Raw genomic sequence first — 18,546 nt, 5'->3', positions numbered from 1 at the left:
ATCCCTTACTATACTTATGCATTCTTTCAGGGGTTTCTCTCTATTTGTTGATATTACAATTCTCCTTCTGTCTGCGAATAAACAGTCCATCCGTTAATCACGATTCTCATGGCAAGCCATGAATCAGAGATGAAGAAAACGATATGATAGTTACTTTGGCGATCAAAATATTCCTGCATTCCGATTTTCTTATCCTCCATATTAGTCATAGCAAGATAATCAATCAGATTAATATCGAATACCTTTTTTGCAGAAGATTTCTCCGTCACCACTAACCGGGTTTTCCGGTCCTTCATCAATCGCATCGTATTAAGGTCTACTGAAGCAGCAGCAGAATTCACCTGATCTCTGCGATAAGGCTGGAAGCTAAGCATATCATCCTCCAACAAAGAGTTATCATGCCCCAGATACCCATTGGATTCCCGAATCTCATAATCATAATCATCCACGTTGAGTTCCCAGTTATTGGTATAACCCTGGAATATAAAACGTACCCGTTTTGTATCCCTTATCAGGTTAACCGTCTCTGTCTGAAGACTTTTTCCTGTAAAGTTCACATCGATAATCTCACCATACCAAAGCGTTTCCAACTCTTTATTGATGATAAGAGACTCTTCGCGTTTCAATTGCAATCTTAGATCGGAAATTGTAGAAACACCGGGAGTTAACGAAGTAATATCGTATGAATCACGTGCACCTGCCCATGCCATAAACTGATACTCGCCTACAGGCAATGCTACCCCCATCAGATAATTTCCCGTCGATAATGAACTTCCTTCTTCTGCCTGTTTAAATAAAAACTTTCCGTCCTTATTAAACACATAAAGCTCTACTTTATCAACCTGTGTATGGAAAGCGTCTGCAAATTCCATATTATAGTCATATTTGAACTTTACAAACAAACGACATTCCGGCAGGTCTTCATTAAAGTTATCACAAGAAGTCATTATCCAGGAGCTAATGATGAGAATCCCGAAGGTGACATGACGTACAAGGCTTTTTAGGTTCATATTTCTATTCTTCTAATTCTATCAAACTATAAAGTTTTCTATTGTTTGTTTTCTATTTTCTATTGTTTGTTTTGAAGGTAAAGAGAGTGTCCCCTCTTTACCTCAAATTATATTAAAACAATGAATTTCATATTATAGTGGTTCAACTTGACTGTACCAAGTCCATGGATTAACCTCAATCTTGATAGACAAGTAACGGTCTTCTTCTTCATCCGGTGCACTAGGATCCGGATCGGGGATGATTGGATATCCCGGATTATTTATTTTATTTACAGTAATATCATAAACAGAGTTACGAACGACACCAAACTCACCCAACTTATTCATGATGGTAGGACTATCATCATGCTTAATCATGACTTTATAGTAACAAATACCTTCTGAATAGTATTCAACACCTTTCAGGTTCTTGCCCCCTTTACTTGCTGTTGAAATTTGGGTAGCAAGATTGCTAAACTCCAGTGTAAGTTCCTCTGCCATTTCTTCTGCTGTTTTAGCATCATCCTTATCAGCAGGAATCGTTACTTGGGTATTAAGAAGTGCGTTTATATACTCATTATAAGAATCTGTGATATCCGTAGCATATTCAGACGGTTTACCATGTTTATATTTACCGACCAATTCTTTTTCAATATAAGTCAATATCGAAGCTTGAGTATAGAATATACCATTCATGTTAAACCAATCCGTTCCGTTAGCTAAAGTCACCTTTGAACCATCCTCGTTAGTAATAGTAGTAGGAGCATAACCTACTTTCAGTAATACCTGCGTTGTATAGGCATGTACATTGAAGTTTACAGCATCAGTTTGATTCTGTGTATTTTCAAGACAGTATTTAACAGACGTATTTACTTTATTCCAATCTATATCCTCTTTTTTAGTAGCAGATGACACATAAAAATAGTTGCCAGCATACACCGTTTGATCATCATCATCCCATGCGCCAATGTCATTGACTACCCCAAAATTCGGATCTATTCTGTACGAACCGAGACTATACTGGTCATAAGGAGTCCATGTATTCATGGCTGTCTTCATTCTTTTTGATGCAGGATAGAATTTCTTGTTCGTCACGTTCAAATACCACTCTGTTTCATCCGAGTCTATAGTTGCCGTTTCACTAAGTTCTTCACCACTGTCAGGTTTCACATATACCCGCACTTTTGCCGATATACGGTCAATTCTAATTGCCAGAGGAGAGCTTGTTGCTGCTGTTGGCGTATTATACAAAGTCAATACTTCCGGATCTCCATTCGTTTTTGAAGGTTCCAGGTCACCTTTAGCATTTGTCATAACAAATCCGCCTGATTTTGCTACCCCAGTAGTCACCTCGGTTTCTGCCGTAAGCGTTATTACCTTATTTACATTCTCATAAGTATCACCTTCCTGAATGGTCCGACCCAGATTCTGCGGATTAGCAATAATCAATACAGCCTCCGAGCTAGAAGGTATTTTAAATGCATTTGTTCTGTTAGGCAGGTTATTGATGTCCTCTGTTCCAAAATCTATAATTTTCGTTACGATACTTGCATCAGTATGTCCATCAAAGAAAACCGCATAAACCTTAGTAATCGTACTTTCATCGGGCGTACCATTTTCTTGATTGGGGTTGTTCAGTGCACGTGTTTTGGTTGATTGTACACTTAAAGCCACCCATGCATCTCCATCAGAGTTAGTTACATCAGTCCCGTTTTCCCCATCAGGAACGATGTCCTCATTACTACATGCTGCAAATGCAATAGCAGCAAGTGCCAGCATAAAAAAGTTTTTTTTCTTCATTGTTTTTTTACAATTTAATAAAAGCGTTTGTAATTAATTTATTTATCCCTATTTTTATTTTCAATTTCAGCTGCATTTGTTCTCTTCCTAGCCAATTCTTCCAAATTATGTCCGGCAGCTTCCAGACCCGATCCGGCGGCTATTTTTAAATACTTTTCTCCTTTTTCATATTCTCCTTTTAATAACATTAGTACCCCGATGGCATTATTATATTCTGATAAATTAGTATTCGAGTATACCATACCCAGATAACGTTCTGCCGATGACAGGTCATTACGCGACAAGGCGGCAGCAGCGGCATTCATATTAGCAATCTCATCTTTCGGATAGAGCCGGACAGCCGTCTCGAATATATCAATGAAATCTTGCGAACCAACCGGATAGGTATTAGCTACCAAAAACATCTCATTCAGACTTAAATTCTGCGGACGGCTTTTAATGACCTCTTTCGCTTCATCTATATTAAAATTCTTAACCTCATAATTCACTTTACAGATAGCTACACGAAGACTCGGAAAAATATATTTCAGCATATACCGGTAAGGCACTCCCCCATGAAGTTGCATCAACTTGGTCTCTCTTCCTTTCTCTATAGGTATATTCCTTATAATTTCCAGCACTTCATCTTTATATTCCATTTCCATTGTATTCAGTGCTTCTTCCAAACCTTCCCAGTTCTCACCGCCAAAGATGATATAATATTGGTTTCTTGGGAAGTCATATCTGGACGCCAGATACTCCCGGAGTGCCATGGCACGTCCTTCAGACAAGCGTTTGTTAGTTGCCAATGTCCCTTCCGGAGAAGCATAGCCTATGATGTCCAAACGATTAACCTTCACACTAGGATCAGACTTCAATTCGTCAATCATCTTACGAATTTTAGCCAACTCTTGAGGATTGTTCATATATTCGGGACGTATGTTCACCTTATTCACTTCAAAATCAAGGAAACACTCTGCCTGTATATCACGACGTTTGATCTCTTCAGCCTTTGGTTGCAAATATGCCAATTGAGGTGATACCACGTATGGCAACAATACACGTTCCAACGTAACCTTATCAAACTGCTCCACATCCATCAATGCTGTTTCACCACAACCACACTCATCACGCTGCACATCCAGACGCGCATCTTCCATCCAAGGTTCAAAACGCACCACATATCGATAGTGAATCGTATCATTTCTCAATTTGCTTCCTTTTTCCACCACATAAGGCTTCTCATAGGTCTTCTTCTCTTTGGCACTCATCACAGCAAGTTCACGTTCATAAGCCAGATATTCATCACGACCTTTAATAGATACCTTCGGAAGATTCAAAGTACGTCCCGGAGATACCAGTTGAGGAATAAAATCCACTCCGCGCGCCGATTTAACCTTCACATTATTCAAGCTAAAGTCTATATTGATATGAAGAAAGTTTCCTTTTTGTTCCAGTTGAACCGGCTTCACTGCAATGTTGCCCTCATAAGAGCGGGATTGTGCCATGACATTCTTTATATTCAGGCTGCAAACCACTAACATACATACGATAAAACCTATATTTCTTTTCATCATCATTCTATTTAATTATATAAATAAGCGACACACTTGCTTTAGTAGGTCCAAAGTAATTCTTACTACTTTCTTTCTCCTTCGTACCGCAAGTGGTACAGGGATATTTATCATATACAATATGGGCATATCCCACTCCAACAGATGCTTCAATACTCCATCGTTTTTTCAAGATCCAAGAGTGTCCCACTGAAAAACCGCCTCCATATAAATGTCCCTGATAGCGATTCTCTTGCATATTTTTGCTGATGAAAGACCAATTAGGCCACCCTCCCACATTGAAATCCGCATAATGCCCGTGTATTCCGATAAACGTACGGCGGAAGCGTTCGCAAAACCAATAACGAACTTCGGGTTGTATTCCCCAATGACGCAACCGTTTGCCATCGGAAGGTTTCCATGGATTATAATTGACCGGGATATCCAGTGTCCATTTACGTGCCAATCCCAACTCCAGCCCTAAGTTCATGGTAGCGGTAGCGTCATACAAAAGGTTGCTTTTAAGAGCAACTTTTTGTGCCTTACTCTCGGAAAGAATACATCCGAGCATGAATAAAATGAGTAAACTTACTTTCTTCATTAACACCATGTTTACTTCCCTAATTGAGTAATATCTAATTTTATACGTTGCACGGAGTTTACACTAACACCACCAACAGACGCCATGGTAGTTAGATGCACAATGCCGGATCTGGGAGTTGCGCTTGTATTAGGTAACACTTCAACATATATTCTCCCGTCTTCTACGATAATATGATCTTCTCCTGTATGTCCTTCCGGCATTGCAGAAGAGTATAAACGAATCCACTCCTTAGGATTGTCAGTCCCCTCTTCTACCTGGCCAGTAAGACAGAAATAGTTTATTTCGCTTACTACCGGATCGGTATTATTAGTAGGCATAAACTTAAGCGTGCTTCCTCCTGCGGAAATCGCTTTTCTTTGTCTGATATGAACTTTTTTTTCCAAGTTTCCAAGTTTTAATGTTATATACGCATTTTTCTTATCATCAATTCCCTCTTCATAACCCATCAACTGGTTAGTGACTCCAACTGTTACCGGTGTTATTACCGGATTTGTTCCATTGGAAGTTACTATCGGCACTTTAAATGGTCCGCTTAGCTGAAAGGCTCCTGATACTTCCTGTTTATTATCTGTTATTGTCCGAGCATCCGGAAAATCCTTTGTACAGTCAGTAATCACACTAAAGGCATCATAATCCTTCACATTTTCACCACTGTAATAGGCTATAAAAACCGAGTTGCTCACACCCAGATAATAGTCATTATTGGCCAGGATCTCATAAGATTCACTATCATCTACCATAATCTCAAAATCAAGACCAGTATTAGACGGCTTCGCAATCTTCGCATCACTTACCGTATCGTAGCCGGGTCCTTTAGCTCTGTTAATCGTAAATGTGTATGAATGATTACGCTCTATATCCATCGCCTGCAGGCTACTATTGAGCAGTGACATCTTATAATAATAGTCTTTATTGTCATAAGTACCCTGAATAATAAGATATGTATTATTCTGCACATCGGACTCGTACATATATATGGGGAATTTCTCTGTACTCTGCACGTCAGTTGCAATCGTTTCCGCTTTTATCAAAGGAAGTGAGTAAGCAGCATCATATTGGTACTCTGTCAGATTGGCTGTATTATTCATTAATGCTCCATCAGCATCATGCAATTCACCCTGCCGGGGTACATTCATGACAGCAGTCACTCCTTTCAAAATAAAGTTAGATGCTTTATTGACAATGACAATCTTAGCAACCACACGGGTAAGCAATAATGAACTTCCATCAGTATTGGCTATCTTCGTGGTATTGTCTATTTGATCCACTTCCAATCGGTAACTCATCGGAATCGTCTCTTCATCACTACTATACGGTATAGTAGTAAGCGGATTACTATCCAATGGTTTAGTCAGTAACTTGCTACAAGCTTCCCCATAAGTAGTCACTCCCGGAGTTAACTTGGAAAGCAAAGCTGCCTGGTTAAAATCATATCCCGTAGATGCATTTCCATAATAGAACTGATCCAACGGATTAGCAAGTATTAGTAATTGGTATTTGTTACCAGCAGGCTGTCCAGTCAATAACACATATCGCTTGCTTATCATTTCAAAAGCCTGTACAGCTTCTATAAAGGTGGCTCCTGTCCCCTGTCCCTTAAAGACCAGTATCCATGGAGTTTTACCGACCTCACTTTCCAAAGCTCTGGTCGGAGGCAAAGAGTACGATTTTGCCCTGGCAAAAATCTCTATTTGCACTTTTTCTTTCAGTACTTCCTCTTCATTCTCTTGGTCCATTATGCTTACATCATGCTCACACCCAACCATAAATAGAAGAAGAATCAAATAGAAAAAAACAGTTATATATCTCTTACTCTCTCTCATTACCTTATTAAACACCTCTTAAACACCTCATTCTTGGCGATATCAAATTTTATCCAAATCTCATATTGCAAATTTCGGAATATTAAAGGAGATACAAAATTGTATTCATTTCTGATACAGATAATCAGATTCCAGAAGTAAGACTATTAATGCTATTTACAGTCGAAGGGGTTACGCATTATAAAAGAAGAATGTTGATGGAAAGTATTTTTTGCGATATGCGTACCTTTTTAAAGAAAACAGTTTCGCTTATTGAAACTGCACTAACAAGATATGCTAATAGTTTTTTATGTCATTTAGATATAATTCAGGCACAAATTAAGCAAGATAAACGACCATTTTATACAATAAAACAGCTTAATAACTTGTATAATTTGTGCCTAAATGACAAAATGTTCAATTTCTGTATATATATAGCTATCAGATTATAAGCTTTTTGCGTTCTGTTTCCGTAGGAGCCACCTCATCAGGAATACTGAATTCGCGATTGGCAAACAGATCGGCAAGTCCTGAAATTTGTTTCAGGCGCAACAATTCATCACGATCCATACCGATATTTTTCATAATCCATTGATCGGACATACCTGCCTTGTCAAGCTCTGCAACGATGTTGCACATCAATTCAATGTTATGCATTCCGCGGGCACGGTTGTGCCGGATTGTCGAACTCATACGGTTAGACAGGTCCTTGTCTATCACCACAATCGGCAATAAACCGTTTTCACGCTTATAGATTCGTTGGGAAGTTTTCAATACCGTATAACGATGGTAACCATCTACCAGGATATAATTGTCCGCCTCCTTATCATAATAACATACACAAGGCATCGTGAAACCATCTTCCCAAATAGAAAGTTCCAGCAACTTCATTTCGGGTGGTGCTACGACATTCGGATTATAATCGTTCGCACATACTTTTTCTACGGGTACCGCTTTTACCTCGTAAACAGGGCTTTTATCTACACTCATGATACTATGATTCTATATTGTTCCATAACTTGACTTCTTTTACTCATCTCCTCTTTTGTCGGTGAGAATCCCATGTATTTGCAAGCATGGTCATTCTTGAGGATACAGACACACATCCGCTTATACGTGGGTATTTCCTTGAACTCCGGAATATCAATATCATCCTGATATTCCATACGCACCGGTTTCTTCAATGTTTTGTAGTTGCTATTGTCCATAACGATGATCGGCACTTTCGCATCAATCAGCTTTTGGATAGTGGCATCACTTAGACATCCGCCTTTTGTCCGCCAGAAATTCACACTCACCGAAAGTTTCCGGAGATAATTCTTCCTCGCCCGCTCCGGCAGAGTGGACAACAAAAAATACATAAACTCGCGCCATGTATATCCTTCGGGAAGTTTCACCGACTGCCATCCCATTGCATGAGTACCACCATACATACCGGTAAAGTTCACACCGTTCACCCTTCCCACCATTTTCCCCAGGTATTGGGATCAAGCACCCGGTAAAGCTGTAAACTCTCTTGTGCCTCATTAATAAAGGGACTTGCTACACGCTGACGCTCCAGATTGACTCCGGCACGATAATAAAGATCGTATAAAACATTATAATCCCACTGGAATTTTCCATTGGCAGTCCATACATCCGTTGTCTTCCAGTCATAAATAGGGTAGGCATTGTAAATATCATTCCCCACTTTTGAAGTCCATTTGTATTTATGATACATCTGGAATTTACGGCTCATATAGATACATCTCCACCGATTGAAACTTTCCTGTGTACGAATCCCGATCAGACAACAAGTGCGCACTGCATCATTTTTATTATGTATCCATTGCGCAAAACGCATCTGAAATTCATAATCCCACATGGTTGTATTATAAAAAGGAAAATCTTCTTTGGTCATTGCTTTTTTAGGCATGGAACGAACCCATATATTCTTTTTGCTGTCCTCCCACGGACGCCAAAAAGATTGATACATCGAGGTGCAGGTAGCCACACGGAAAGGGATGCATACCCGGTATACATCCAAAATATCCTTATTGGCCTCCAGCATCCGGTCTACATAGTCAATAGTCATTTTATACTGGATTTCATAATCCATGTGAAAAACTCCCAAACGTATCTTCAAATTATTCTTCCGGATATAATCGATGCACATATTCAGCAATACCCCACTATCCTTACCTCCGGAAAATGACACATATATATTATCGAATTCATTAAATATAACTTTCAGTCGTTCTTGTGCTAGTTCATATACATTCTTTGTGCCTAATATTTTCTTTTTCGCCATAAGTCATCTATACATTTTAACATACCGTGTCCACTTCTTGTCCATGGATACAAATTCAAACTTTTCAAATGTTTCTTTATCTTGTACCAGTGTGACCGAATTGAGTAACCAACTCTGGGGTCCGAACTCCGCAACAATGGCAGGCAACAGATGCGACAGGATTTCCTCCCGTACGGTGCCTTCTGCCTTCACGTAATAATTATTGATTACAGCTTTCTTCCGGTTTTTCTGTTCCACGGGGACAAAGCCCACCACTTCTTTATCTTCAATCGCAATGAACCACACATACTCTTCGCCCGTCTTGAAAGGGTAATTATTGTTTGCGCGTATCACTTCGGGATCCATCACCATCGGCGCTAAAAGCCGATATAAATGTTTGTCTTTTCCTTTTAATCGTATTATCTGTATCATATCATTCAAAAATGGACACACAAAAATAAGGAAAAAATATCAAATCCGTCATTTCTGTTCCTAAAACATTTGTTTTTCACACTATTATCTCTATATTTCAATATTTTTGAAATCACCCATACGCCATTCCTCTTTCACGTTTAAAGTAAGTCAGTATAGTGGCAAAGCTTAAATATTCCCGTCCGGGAGTATGCAACCGACTTTTAAACTGATAGCGGGCAAAGATGACTTCGCATGCCAATTTATATTTGAAATGCAGTTTTAAACGGTGCTGCAAAAACTCAAACACCCGGCATAGATATGCAAACACCTCTTCCACCCGGGCATTGGGAATCACTCGTGGCGCACGATTTGCATCCGCTATATGCTCCATCTCACTAAGCACATATTCCAGTTGCTCAATTTCCTCACTGGTGTTTTGCATTGTACACTTCATTTGTTCCATTTTCTCTCTCTGATGGATGTATTGCTCCCGCTTTCGTTGTAAACGATCTTTTATTAGACCTATTCCTTTCAACATTATAAAATTTAGTTATATATAAATGGTTTTACATTACTGATTATTAATCGACAAAATCGCCATATAAAATCTAATTTCGAATGCAAATATAGAGAAGATTGTTTAAATAATTAGATTTTTATTTAAAAATATTCGTACTTATTTCACATTTAAATTACCAGTATCAGAAAAACGGTTTTTCCATCCAATGAAATGAGTTGTATTTTTGCGGCGTACTAAAATATTTTAAACAATGGATAATCAATCTTTTGACTGGCTGCTTCACGGTTGCCACGTACTGTCCGAGGTGGCAGTAGCTTATTTCCCCAACTATCAGTATAATTGTTCAGCGGTGAAAGCATTCCGCCGGACCATCAAAGAACATGCGGTATTACTGTCCCAACTCACGGAAGCGGGATTCACCCCGCATACTACGACACTCACTCCGCAGCAAATTGCCATTATTGTAAGGTTCTAGGGAATGCCTTCATTAGTATCTGAAATGATAAAAAAGAATTCATATCTCGCTGTCCCGAAAATGAAGAAAAAGATATAATGTATTTTAATACATTCTTTTCTTATTTATATATTAATGGACTAAGGGGTGGTCGAAGTGCAGAAATAGCAAGTCGGCTTCCCCCTTTAGCAGGGCGTTTAAAGAGAATGCAGGAGGGCGTTCTGGAAGGTTCAAAATATTGGCACACAATCAGAGCAATCGTTACATGAGCCAAAATTACAATATTTAGCCATTTATAACCTGAAAATTGTACAACTCAACCGACCAGGCTACCTTCGCAGCGAATTAAAATAATATGAAGCATGATTAAATCTACAGCAGAAATGCTAAAAAAGGGATATCTCCTCTTCCCTAAAGTCTTATTCGAGGAGCAAATAAAAGTGACTAAAGGTGCAACGGGTTATTTTGACGCGTTTATTCTGGTATTAACCCATGTCAATTATAGCACTGTAGAGTGCCACATCCACCATTACACCTTTCAATGCCGGCGGGGTGAATCTGTAATCTCCATTGCCCACTGGGCAGAACTATTTGGGTGGAAACGTAGCCGCACACGGTATTTTTTTAATAAGATGTATGATGAAGGTATTATTGAAAGGGTGGTTAATCCGTATATCACTCATATCCGTATACCCGACTACGATCTGCTGGTCGGGCAGAAACGCCGCGAGAGCATCCGTGCCGAAGCTGACGGCATCACTTTCGATGCGTTTTGGGAAAAATTTCATGAGATTACCCGGAAGCCTAAAACCAATATCGGCCGTGCCCGCCGGGAATGGAAAAAGTTATCTGTCAACGAACGTTGTCTTAGCCTGAATCATATTGATGAGTATTATGATAATCTAACAGATATCAAGTATTGTATGCAGGCGGCTTCCTATCTGTCAAATAAAGCATTTATGAATGAATATGATTGTTAGAAAAGAAAATGAGTGAAATAACAAACCCGCAGGACGTCGAACTCGAGGAAATCGTACTCGGCGCCTGCTTGCTGGAAAGTAAAGCCATCACACTGGTTGTGAGCATATTGCGACCGGAAGTGTTTTATACTGAAACGAATCGTGAGATTTATGCTGCCCTGCAGAGTCTGTATCATGCCGGTCAGGCAATTGACATCATGACTGTAAAAGAAGAACTTGCCCGACGTGGCAAGCTCGAATTGATAGGAGGACTTTATACACTGGTGCGCATCAGTTCACGTGTAGTGTCAAGTGCACACTTGGAATATCACGCACGGATTCTCAAACAGAAATATATCCGTCGTGAAGCAATTTTGGGATTCCACAAACTGCTCGCACTGGCAGCCGATGAAACAACTGATATAGACGATACGCTGACAGATGCCCATACCCTCCTCGACCGGTTAGAAAATGAATGTGGTACTGCCGAACATCTCCGTTCCATGTTGCAACTTATGGAGGATACCATAAAATTGATAGAGGTCCGCATGGCCAATAACAAGAACGGTGTTACAGGACTGCCTACAGGATTTGCCGACCTTGACCGGCTGACATGCGGCTGGCAACCCGGTGAGGAGATCGTTATTGCTGCCCGTCCTGCAGTAGGTAAAACGGCATTCGCGCTGCATCTGGCACGTACCGCTGCTTCTGCCGGTTATCATATCGCTGTGTATAGTCTTGAAATGTTAGGTGAGCGTTTGGGAGATCGCTGGTTATTGGCTGCTACTACAGGAGTGAACCCCGACCATCTCCGCAGCGGACAACTGACTCCCAGTGAACTACGACAAGTACACGAGGCATCCACCGAACTTTCCCGTCTACCCATCCATATTGACGACAATCCGTCTGTAAGCATGGATTACGTTCGTTCTTCTGCAAAACTGCTGCAAAGCAAAGGTAAATGCGATGGTGTCATTATCGATTACTTGCAACTCTGTGACATGAAAAGCGACCAGCACAATCGCAATCGTGAACAGGAAGTGGCACAAGCCAGTCGCAAGGCCAAAATGCTGGCAAAGGAGTTGAATATACCTGTGATACTACTCAGTCAATTAAACCGTAATGTAGAAGGACATCCCGACAACCGCCCCAACTTAAGCGATCTTCGCGAGAGTGGAGCTATCGAACAGGATGCTGACGTCGTATTGATGCTTTCCCGTCCTGCCCTCTCCGGACGTACTACAGACCGTAAGAGTACGTACCCTACCGAAGGGCTGGGTGTAATGGATATTGTCAAACACCGTAACGGGACAACACGTGAGCTTTATTTCAGACATGACCCAAGTATGACGAAGTTGGAAGATTACGTGCCCGGAATAGATTGGATGAAAAAGAACACGACTGCTGAAACCGTAAAATAGCATAGTGCTTTGTAAGGTCTAAAGCTTAGCTTTAGAGGTCGTAAAGCTATGCTTTAGGCCATGCAAAGCGCCGCTTTACGATCTCTTCATTTTTCATGTTTCAACTATCCTTTTTTACAGGTCTCATGGTTCTCCCAATGCATCTATAATGACTCTTACTTCCAGTGGTGTGTAAGAGCGGCAGTTAGGCTGGTAGCCCAAGTCATACAGGCGTTGTAAAAGCCCCGGACATAATTGGATCCATTTTTTCATTTTTCGGTAAGCAGCGATGTCGGTAAGTTCGGGAGAATAAAGTAATGCCAGTTCCATACGGCCATAGGCACGTATTGTGAATTCTTTCATGATGAATATGCTTTGATTTATATCTACAAAATTAACAAAATATTTTCACATATACAATGCTTTTCCCGATGAATAACTGACTATTACTGCACATTACTTTTAACAAAAATCGCCTGCTAAAAATAAAACGAAATTTGGTCAAATATTCCTTTTTATTAATTAAAAAGGCTACAGTTTCACAAACTACTATTGGAATTCGGTCTCTTTTCCATATATTTGCGCCCGCATTTTTATTCTCAGAACAAACCTCCTTTTTTCAATTTACCAAAACTAGATAAAACGAATGGAAAAAATAAACGCAGTAATTACAGGAGTCGGAGGATATGTACCCGATTACATTTTGACCAACGATGAGATTTCCAAAATGGTAGATACTACCGACGAATGGATTATGGGGCGTATCGGCATTAAGGAAAGACATATTTTGAAAGAGGAAGGACTGGGAACTTCTTACATAGCTCGTAAAGCTGTCAAACAGTTAATAGAACGCACCCAAACAAATCCGGATGATATTGATCTGATAATTGTAGCCACAACAACCCCTGACTATCGTTTTCCTTCCACGGCTTCTATTTTATGTGAAAGACTGGAGCTGAAAAGAGCTTTTGCTTTTGACATGCAAGCTGTTTGCAGCGGTTTCTTATATGCACTGGAGACTGGAGCTAATTTTATCCGTTCCGGAAATTATAAGAAAGTGGTAGTTGTAGGCGCTGAAAAGATGTCGTCAATAATAAACTATACCGACCGTGCAACTTGTCCGATTTTCGGTGATGGCGGAGCAGCAGTCATGCTTGAACCTACTACTGAAGATTTAGGTATTATGGATGCTGTGTTAAGAACAGATGGTAAGGGATTGCCTTTTTTGCACATTAAAGCGGGTGGCTCTGTATGTACTCCTTCTTATTATACATTGGATAATCAAATGCATTATATCTATCAGGAAGGGCGTACTGTATTCAAATATGCAGTATCCAACATGGCTGATGCCTGTGAATCTATCATTGCAAGAAACCATCTTAGCAAAGACAACATCGACTGGGTAATTCCCCATCAGGCTAATCAACGTATTATCGCTGCCGTAACACAACGTTTGGAAGTTCCTGTCGAAAAGGTCATGGTCAACATTGAACAATATGGTAACACTAGCGCCGGTACTCTCCCACTCTGCCTCTGGGATTTCGAAGATAAACTCAAAAAAGGAGATAATCTAATTCTTACAGCATTTGGAGCAGGATTTGCATGGGGAGCCATCTATGTGAAATGGGGATATGATGGAAAAAAGGGATAGCGATATTCGCTATCTTCAAAATAAAGAATCCTCTGATTTCTAGTAAATCAGAGGATTCTTTTATTTCCTAATGCGGTGCGTACGGAAGATGAACCTTAGTTTTATTCTTCACATACTCAATATCTTAGCAATCTCTAAAATCTTTCTCCCACTAATAACCCCACGTGCGCAATTCTTTAGATTGCTTGGTGTTGCGGTGGTTGTTTGAGTTGGTGCAAAGATAGTAATATTTAGAATGTATTTCTGCTTTTAGGCAAATTAATCTTCAATAAGTTGTTCAGTTTCCTTTAACTTATTCTTGGTGATGTCTGCACACATTCTTAATATGATTTCATTATCTTTCTTAATTTGCTGTTTTTGATGTTCATCAAGGGAATTATCTTCATCTACTCTATTATTAGACTGATTAATTATACATTCAACAGCTTTATCTACCGTTGTAGATTTTATTTGAGATTTATATCCCATTGCATTAATAATAATAACATTTAAAAATTCAGCGCATTCAGGAATGCGAATGAAAACTTTTAAACATTTTACCATGTTTTGCGATTGTGTATCTTTATTTTTAGACAGAATATCTATAAACAAATCTACTATTGTAACATTTTTATTTTCCATTTTATTACTATTATATGATATTTACTTATTGAACAAACCTAACCTTTGAGCAAAATTTACAGCCTCAATCGAATTATTGGCTTTTAGCTTTTGCAATATATTTTGTCTATGAGTATTCACCGTATTGATGCTAACTTTCAAAGTGTTTGCTATCTCTTTACTTAACAAGCCTTGCTTCATCAAACGCAAAACCTCCAACTCTCTATTTGTTAAAGGTTCATCCAATGTATCAGATAAATCTATAAAAATCTGTTCTCCAGTTTTAAAGTTATATAGGTGGCTTTTAATAATTTCTGATTCATGGCTTGCGTCAACATCAATAACCGACAGCATAAGCCAAATATTGCCTGATTTATCCAACTCAATGACCTGTTCCTGCTCTATTATACGGATATATTCACCTCGTAGATTCCTCACCCGCATTTCATGAATGGCTTTATAGTTCATTTTTTCTTCATTGGAGAACGAACTCAATATCGAATAGATTTTCTTTCTTACAATTAATCCGTAGTATATATCATCTGGATGTATAACCTCTACTACTGGCTGATGCCCGTCTATAAACAATCTATGGGAATCAAGCCCATATAATTCAGGAATGTTATCAGAAACAAATACAAATTTTTTAGTGTAGCAATCAAACGCCAACACAATACTGTGCGTAACTTCCGAGAGTTTTTTCCAGTCCTTTTTCCTTTCTTCGAGAATGGAATAGTCTACCTCATCAAGTAGTATGTTTGATGTCGGGAGTAAGTTTATTATTTGCTTCTCAATTTCCTCAATTATCATATTTTAAAAATATCTGATTATTAGATATTTGCACGTTCTCTCATTATAAATGACTATTGCCTTTAGAGTCTATTGCTTCTATCTTTGCACAAAGATAATGAAATCAGTATAAGTATAAGATAAATAGATGTTTAATATTTTAATTCATGTAGTATGATAAAGAAAATTTGTTTAATGACACGTGGCGGAAAAGAGGTTGTAGGACGTAGAGTAGTTGTTACTTCTGAGTTTGAAGCTAACAGGGAAAATATTTGGTGTAAAATTCAGGATATTGATACCTTAAGAGAAATTTGCAAGCCAAAAGCCAGTTTTGTATCTTATGATAATACTTCTCCTACTTGGAAAGAAGGGAAATCTTTTTGCTTTAAAATGTTCCTACATGGATTTATTCCAGTAGGAAAACATACAATAAACGTAATCAAAATGGATAAAAGCACAGGAGAGATAGTAACAAATGAGTATAATAAAAAAGTAACTATATGGAATCATTATATCAACATGGAAGAAATTTCTCCTAATGTAACAAGATATACAGATATGGTTGATTTATATGCAGGTGGTTTAACAGCTCTTGCCGCTTGGTGGACGCTTAAATTTTATAAACATAGGCAGAAAAAATGGCAGAAGATAGCAAAAAACTTATAAAACAATTACACTTTTTCTTCTAAGAAATATTATGCCAAAATGGGATTTAACAGAAAAGCAAATATATAAATTGCTAAAGCATCCTTGCCAAAAGGAAAAATCTGTGATAGAAGAAATAACTTCTGCATATCTTGAATTTGTTGAAGATTTATTCGATTATCTCAATAAAGAGCACGATAATAAAATACGGATCAGGCAATTAAATATGAGTTATATAGATTTTGGAACAATAAAAGCATTAGAAGAAACTTCTCCTACTGAAAATAGTAAACTGAAAATTATATATCTTGATAAACTCTTGTCTTTAATAAATATGGAACAAGAACTAATCTATCGCCAAATGGAATATCCAAAATTTTTCATCAATATAGAATCTGATTGGAAATCTCCATTCTACTTAAACAATGAGGTTATTAAAATTGTAGATATAATGGAATTGGTTTGTGGTATTTTTTACATCAAAGATGGAATAGTTCGGATTGATAACAAGGACATATTTTTAAGTGATGTTGCCCGGATTTTTGAAAAGATGTTCAACATTAATTTTGGAGATATATACAAAAAAGAAATTGCGGTTATCAAAAGGAAACCTACTAAAATAACAGAATTTTTAGATAGCTTGAAAGTCGCTATTATAAAAAGAGCAGAGATAATGGTTATAACCATTTGTAAAAAGGAATTTTCTGTTATATTGATAATCAACGTACTACAAATTATTTATGGGGGATTAGGTGTACCATTCCCCCATTTTCTTTGCTTCCCTTTTCCGAACTTTGCTTCATCAATCGATTGGTAAGCATTAGTGTATAACCTGAAAAATGAAGCAATATGTATGTAGATAGTTACGAGTTCAAAGACTGGATGCAAAAGCTACTTGATAAACTGGAAGAAGTCGGCAAAGATGTAAAGAGTTTGCAAACCAACCCAGAAGTAATGCCGAATGACAAACTTTTGGATAATCAGGATTTATGCCTGCTGTTCAAAGTCAGTACCCGGACATTACAGAGATTAAGAAGCAAAAAACTGCTACCCTTTATGATGATTAGCGGAAAAGCCTACTACCGGGCTTCCGATGTGCGTGAGTTCATAAAGGAACGGTTCGATGTGGGCACGCTCCGAAAGTTCGAGAAAGAACACGGAGCGAATAAGTAAGAGTGAAATTCATCCCGGAGCTGTACACGTGGCAGTTTCGGGATGTTTTTCTTTTGGCAAGTCTGTATTTACTTCCCTGCTGATATTGTTCCCTCTTCCCTATAAGATGCTTCAAACTGTTTGGTAAGCGCAATAATCTGCTGGTTCGTCTTTACCAGTTCAACAGTATATCGTTCCAGTTTGTAAAGCAAGGCAAGTGCTTTCTTTTCCGCAAAATTGGAATGGAGTTCTTTCACCGTTTGGTTATACAGTATGCCTATGCTCCTGAATTGTGAAAACAATTGGGAGAGTTGGATGTAATAATCTACCTTGCTTTTATCAATTCTAAGCACCTTAAACGATTTCCCGAAAATACAGTTCTTAATGAAATGCGCCTTTACCTTGTAGCCTGATTGGTCGTAAAAGGCTAAGAACTTAGCGTTCTCCACATCGTCTAAATTAAGAGAATAGCGGTGTGTTCGTGGGTCAAGTTTAGGCTTGCGCCCACCTTTGTTAAATGGCTTCTTTTTCTGTTCCATAATGATAATTATTTACTGATTTTACGACTTCGGAGTAAAACCAACCACCTTAAAAGGTGGCAAGGTTTTGAGGCACAAAAAGCGAAGCGCGGGCCTCAAAACACAACTTGCTGTTATCATGTGATAACAAAAATCTTCCCTATAGTCAGATTGCAAAAGCAAGCGGTTTGGCTTTATCCTCTGTCTGTTTATCAGTTGCAAAATTACAGACAGTAATTCCCTCCCGAAATATAGGCGGTTGCGCCAAATTGTGACATAAACAGACAAAGTAACCCCATTTTTAAAAGCGTTTGTTTTTACCTCTTTCTTTGCTGAAAAATGATTGAGTGGTGGCAATATATAAGACAGTAAAACAAGGTCTGAATATAGTTTTAAACCATGTTTGAAAGCTATTTAAAGATAAAGGGACATAGTTATAAAACTGGTT

Annotated in this window: 18 protein-coding genes and 2 pseudogenes; 7 read left to right on the top strand and 13 right to left on the bottom strand. The window is 38.6% G+C overall.

Annotation, left to right across the window (positions count from 1 at the left end):
• Positions 1-53: 53 nt before the first annotated feature.
• From NXV01_RS16185 to NXV01_RS16145, 9 genes and pseudogenes are all read right to left on the bottom strand, one after another.
• Entirely contained in the window at positions 54-1,010 is a 957-nt protein-coding gene (locus NXV01_RS16185) for a FimB/Mfa2 family fimbrial subunit (RefSeq protein ID WP_259022880.1), read from the bottom strand.
• A 132-nt stretch (positions 1,011-1,142) separates the two neighbouring features.
• On the bottom strand, positions 1,143-2,789 hold the full coding sequence (locus NXV01_RS16180) for an Mfa1 family fimbria major subunit (RefSeq protein ID WP_148367181.1): 1,647 nt from the start codon (positions 2,787-2,789) through the stop codon (positions 1,143-1,145).
• Positions 2,790-2,827: 38 nt separating this feature from the next.
• Positions 2,828-4,345, bottom strand: a complete 1,518-nt coding sequence (locus NXV01_RS16175; RefSeq protein ID WP_195649789.1) for a DUF3868 domain-containing protein — start codon at positions 4,343-4,345, stop codon at positions 2,828-2,830.
• Between the two features lie 4 nt (positions 4,346-4,349).
• Positions 4,350-4,922 carry a DUF3575 domain-containing protein gene (locus NXV01_RS16170; protein ID WP_148367183.1) on the bottom strand — a complete coding sequence of 191 codons (573 nt, stop codon included), beginning with the start codon at positions 4,920-4,922 and terminating at the stop codon, positions 4,350-4,352.
• A gap of 11 nt (positions 4,923-4,933) precedes the next feature.
• The gene (locus NXV01_RS16165) at positions 4,934-6,748 is read right to left on the bottom strand and encodes a DUF4906 domain-containing protein (RefSeq protein WP_259022879.1); all 1,815 of its coding nucleotides are present in this window, start codon (positions 6,746-6,748) and stop codon (positions 4,934-4,936) included.
• Between the two features lie 420 nt (positions 6,749-7,168).
• Positions 7,169-7,717: a ParB/RepB/Spo0J family partition protein gene (locus NXV01_RS16160; RefSeq protein WP_259022878.1), complete on the bottom strand. Its 549-nt coding sequence runs from the start codon at positions 7,715-7,717 to the stop codon at positions 7,169-7,171.
• Positions 7,714-9,017, bottom strand: a pseudogene (locus NXV01_RS16155) (DUF3440 domain-containing protein). Before NXV01_RS16155 ends, NXV01_RS16160 begins: the two are co-directional and overlap by 4 nt.
• Positions 9,018-9,020: 3 nt before the next feature.
• Entirely contained in the window at positions 9,021-9,428 is a 408-nt protein-coding gene (locus tag NXV01_RS16150; RefSeq protein ID WP_148367191.1) for a hypothetical protein, read from the bottom strand.
• 112 nt (positions 9,429-9,540) lie between these two features.
• A complete protein-coding gene (locus tag NXV01_RS16145; RefSeq protein ID WP_148367194.1) occupies positions 9,541-9,948 on the bottom strand; it encodes a hypothetical protein in 408 nt (135 codons plus the stop codon).
• A 232-nt stretch (positions 9,949-10,180) separates the two neighbouring features.
• Between NXV01_RS16145 and NXV01_RS16140 the strand changes: the two genes are divergently transcribed.
• The 3 genes from NXV01_RS16140 to dnaB all read left to right on the top strand — a co-directional run bounded on the left by NXV01_RS16140 (position 10,181) and on the right by dnaB (position 12,764).
• Positions 10,181-10,405, top strand: coding sequence for a DUF4248 domain-containing protein (locus NXV01_RS16140; protein WP_259022877.1), 225 nt, complete (start codon positions 10,181-10,183; stop codon positions 10,403-10,405).
• Positions 10,406-10,746: 341 nt separating this feature from the next.
• Positions 10,747-11,364: a hypothetical protein gene (locus NXV01_RS16135; protein WP_259022876.1), complete on the top strand. Its 618-nt coding sequence runs from the start codon at positions 10,747-10,749 to the stop codon at positions 11,362-11,364.
• 8 nt (positions 11,365-11,372) lie between these two features.
• A complete protein-coding gene (gene dnaB / locus NXV01_RS16130; protein ID WP_259022875.1) occupies positions 11,373-12,764 on the top strand; it encodes a replicative DNA helicase in 1,392 nt (463 codons plus the stop codon).
• A gap of 123 nt (positions 12,765-12,887) precedes the next feature.
• Here the strand turns inward: dnaB and NXV01_RS16125 are convergent, their stop codons facing one another.
• Positions 12,888-13,106, bottom strand: a complete 219-nt coding sequence (locus NXV01_RS16125) for a DUF4248 domain-containing protein (RefSeq protein ID WP_148367201.1) — start codon at positions 13,104-13,106, stop codon at positions 12,888-12,890.
• A gap of 283 nt (positions 13,107-13,389) precedes the next feature.
• On the opposite strand from NXV01_RS16125, the gene NXV01_RS16120 reads away from it, so the two are divergent.
• Positions 13,390-14,394, top strand: a complete 1,005-nt coding sequence (locus NXV01_RS16120) for a beta-ketoacyl-ACP synthase III (RefSeq protein WP_148367203.1) — start codon at positions 13,390-13,392, stop codon at positions 14,392-14,394.
• A 258-nt stretch (positions 14,395-14,652) separates the two neighbouring features.
• Here NXV01_RS16120 and NXV01_RS16115 read toward each other — a convergent pair whose 3' ends face one another.
• A complete protein-coding gene (locus NXV01_RS16115) occupies positions 14,653-15,015 on the bottom strand; it encodes a hypothetical protein (RefSeq protein WP_008777158.1) in 363 nt (120 codons plus the stop codon).
• A 21-nt stretch (positions 15,016-15,036) separates the two neighbouring features.
• The gene (locus NXV01_RS16110; RefSeq protein WP_008777159.1) at positions 15,037-15,804 is read right to left on the bottom strand and encodes a LuxR C-terminal-related transcriptional regulator; all 768 of its coding nucleotides are present in this window, start codon (positions 15,802-15,804) and stop codon (positions 15,037-15,039) included.
• A gap of 153 nt (positions 15,805-15,957) precedes the next feature.
• Between NXV01_RS16110 and NXV01_RS16105 the strand changes: the two genes are divergently transcribed.
• The 3 genes and pseudogenes from NXV01_RS16105 (at position 15,958) to NXV01_RS16095 (ending at position 17,601) form a co-directional block, all read left to right on the top strand.
• Positions 15,958-16,449 carry a hypothetical protein gene (locus NXV01_RS16105; protein WP_032849767.1) on the top strand — a complete coding sequence of 164 codons (492 nt, stop codon included), beginning with the start codon at positions 15,958-15,960 and terminating at the stop codon, positions 16,447-16,449.
• 31 nt (positions 16,450-16,480) lie between these two features.
• Positions 16,481-17,121: pseudogene (locus NXV01_RS16100) on the top strand (RteC domain-containing protein).
• Positions 17,122-17,277: 156 nt separating this feature from the next.
• Positions 17,278-17,601 (top strand): helix-turn-helix domain-containing protein, encoded by a 324-nt coding sequence (locus NXV01_RS16095; protein WP_008777162.1) that lies wholly within the window; start codon positions 17,278-17,280, stop codon positions 17,599-17,601.
• A 68-nt stretch (positions 17,602-17,669) separates the two neighbouring features.
• Here the strand turns inward: NXV01_RS16095 and mobA are convergent, their stop codons facing one another.
• The gene (gene mobA, locus NXV01_RS16090; protein WP_008777163.1) at positions 17,670-18,119 is read right to left on the bottom strand and encodes a conjugal transfer protein MobA; all 450 of its coding nucleotides are present in this window, start codon (positions 18,117-18,119) and stop codon (positions 17,670-17,672) included.
• Positions 18,120-18,546 lie beyond the last annotated feature (427 nt).

The organism is Bacteroides sp. BFG-606 (assembly GCF_024788145.1).
Classification (GTDB): domain Bacteria; phylum Bacteroidota; class Bacteroidia; order Bacteroidales; family Bacteroidaceae; genus Bacteroides; species Bacteroides vicugnae.
Note: the sequence above shows the minus strand (reverse complement) of the source record. Positions and strands in the feature narration are given on the sequence as shown.

Coding starts and splice junctions, on each gene's coding strand:
- NXV01_RS16185 (WP_259022880.1), bottom strand. CDS start 1,010: ATGAACCTAAAAAGCCTTGTACGTCATGTCACCTTCGGGATTCTCATC.
- NXV01_RS16180 (WP_148367181.1), bottom strand. CDS start 2,789: ATGAAGAAAAAAAACTTTTTTATGCTGGCACTTGCTGCTATTGCATTT.
- NXV01_RS16175 (WP_195649789.1), bottom strand. CDS start 4,345: ATGATGAAAAGAAATATAGGTTTTATCGTATGTATGTTAGTGGTTTGC.
- NXV01_RS16170 (WP_148367183.1), bottom strand. CDS start 4,922: ATGAAGAAAGTAAGTTTACTCATTTTATTCATGCTCGGATGTATTCTT.
- NXV01_RS16165 (WP_259022879.1), bottom strand. CDS start 6,748: ATGAGAGAGAGTAAGAGATATATAACTGTTTTTTTCTATTTGATTCTT.
- NXV01_RS16160 (WP_259022878.1), bottom strand. CDS start 7,717: ATGAGTGTAGATAAAAGCCCTGTTTACGAGGTAAAAGCGGTACCCGTA.
- NXV01_RS16150 (WP_148367191.1), bottom strand. CDS start 9,428: ATGATACAGATAATACGATTAAAAGGAAAAGACAAACATTTATATCGG.
- NXV01_RS16145 (WP_148367194.1), bottom strand. CDS start 9,948: ATGTTGAAAGGAATAGGTCTAATAAAAGATCGTTTACAACGAAAGCGG.
- NXV01_RS16140 (WP_259022877.1), top strand. CDS start 10,181: ATGGATAATCAATCTTTTGACTGGCTGCTTCACGGTTGCCACGTACTG.
- NXV01_RS16135 (WP_259022876.1), top strand. CDS start 10,747: ATGATTAAATCTACAGCAGAAATGCTAAAAAAGGGATATCTCCTCTTC.
- dnaB (WP_259022875.1), top strand. CDS start 11,373: ATGAGTGAAATAACAAACCCGCAGGACGTCGAACTCGAGGAAATCGTA.
- NXV01_RS16125 (WP_148367201.1), bottom strand. CDS start 13,106: ATGAAAGAATTCACAATACGTGCCTATGGCCGTATGGAACTGGCATTA.
- NXV01_RS16120 (WP_148367203.1), top strand. CDS start 13,390: ATGGAAAAAATAAACGCAGTAATTACAGGAGTCGGAGGATATGTACCC.
- NXV01_RS16115 (WP_008777158.1), bottom strand. CDS start 15,015: ATGGAAAATAAAAATGTTACAATAGTAGATTTGTTTATAGATATTCTG.
- NXV01_RS16110 (WP_008777159.1), bottom strand. CDS start 15,804: ATGATAATTGAGGAAATTGAGAAGCAAATAATAAACTTACTCCCGACA.
- NXV01_RS16105 (WP_032849767.1), top strand. CDS start 15,958: ATGATAAAGAAAATTTGTTTAATGACACGTGGCGGAAAAGAGGTTGTA.
- NXV01_RS16095 (WP_008777162.1), top strand. CDS start 17,278: ATGTATGTAGATAGTTACGAGTTCAAAGACTGGATGCAAAAGCTACTT.
- mobA (WP_008777163.1), bottom strand. CDS start 18,119: ATGGAACAGAAAAAGAAGCCATTTAACAAAGGTGGGCGCAAGCCTAAA.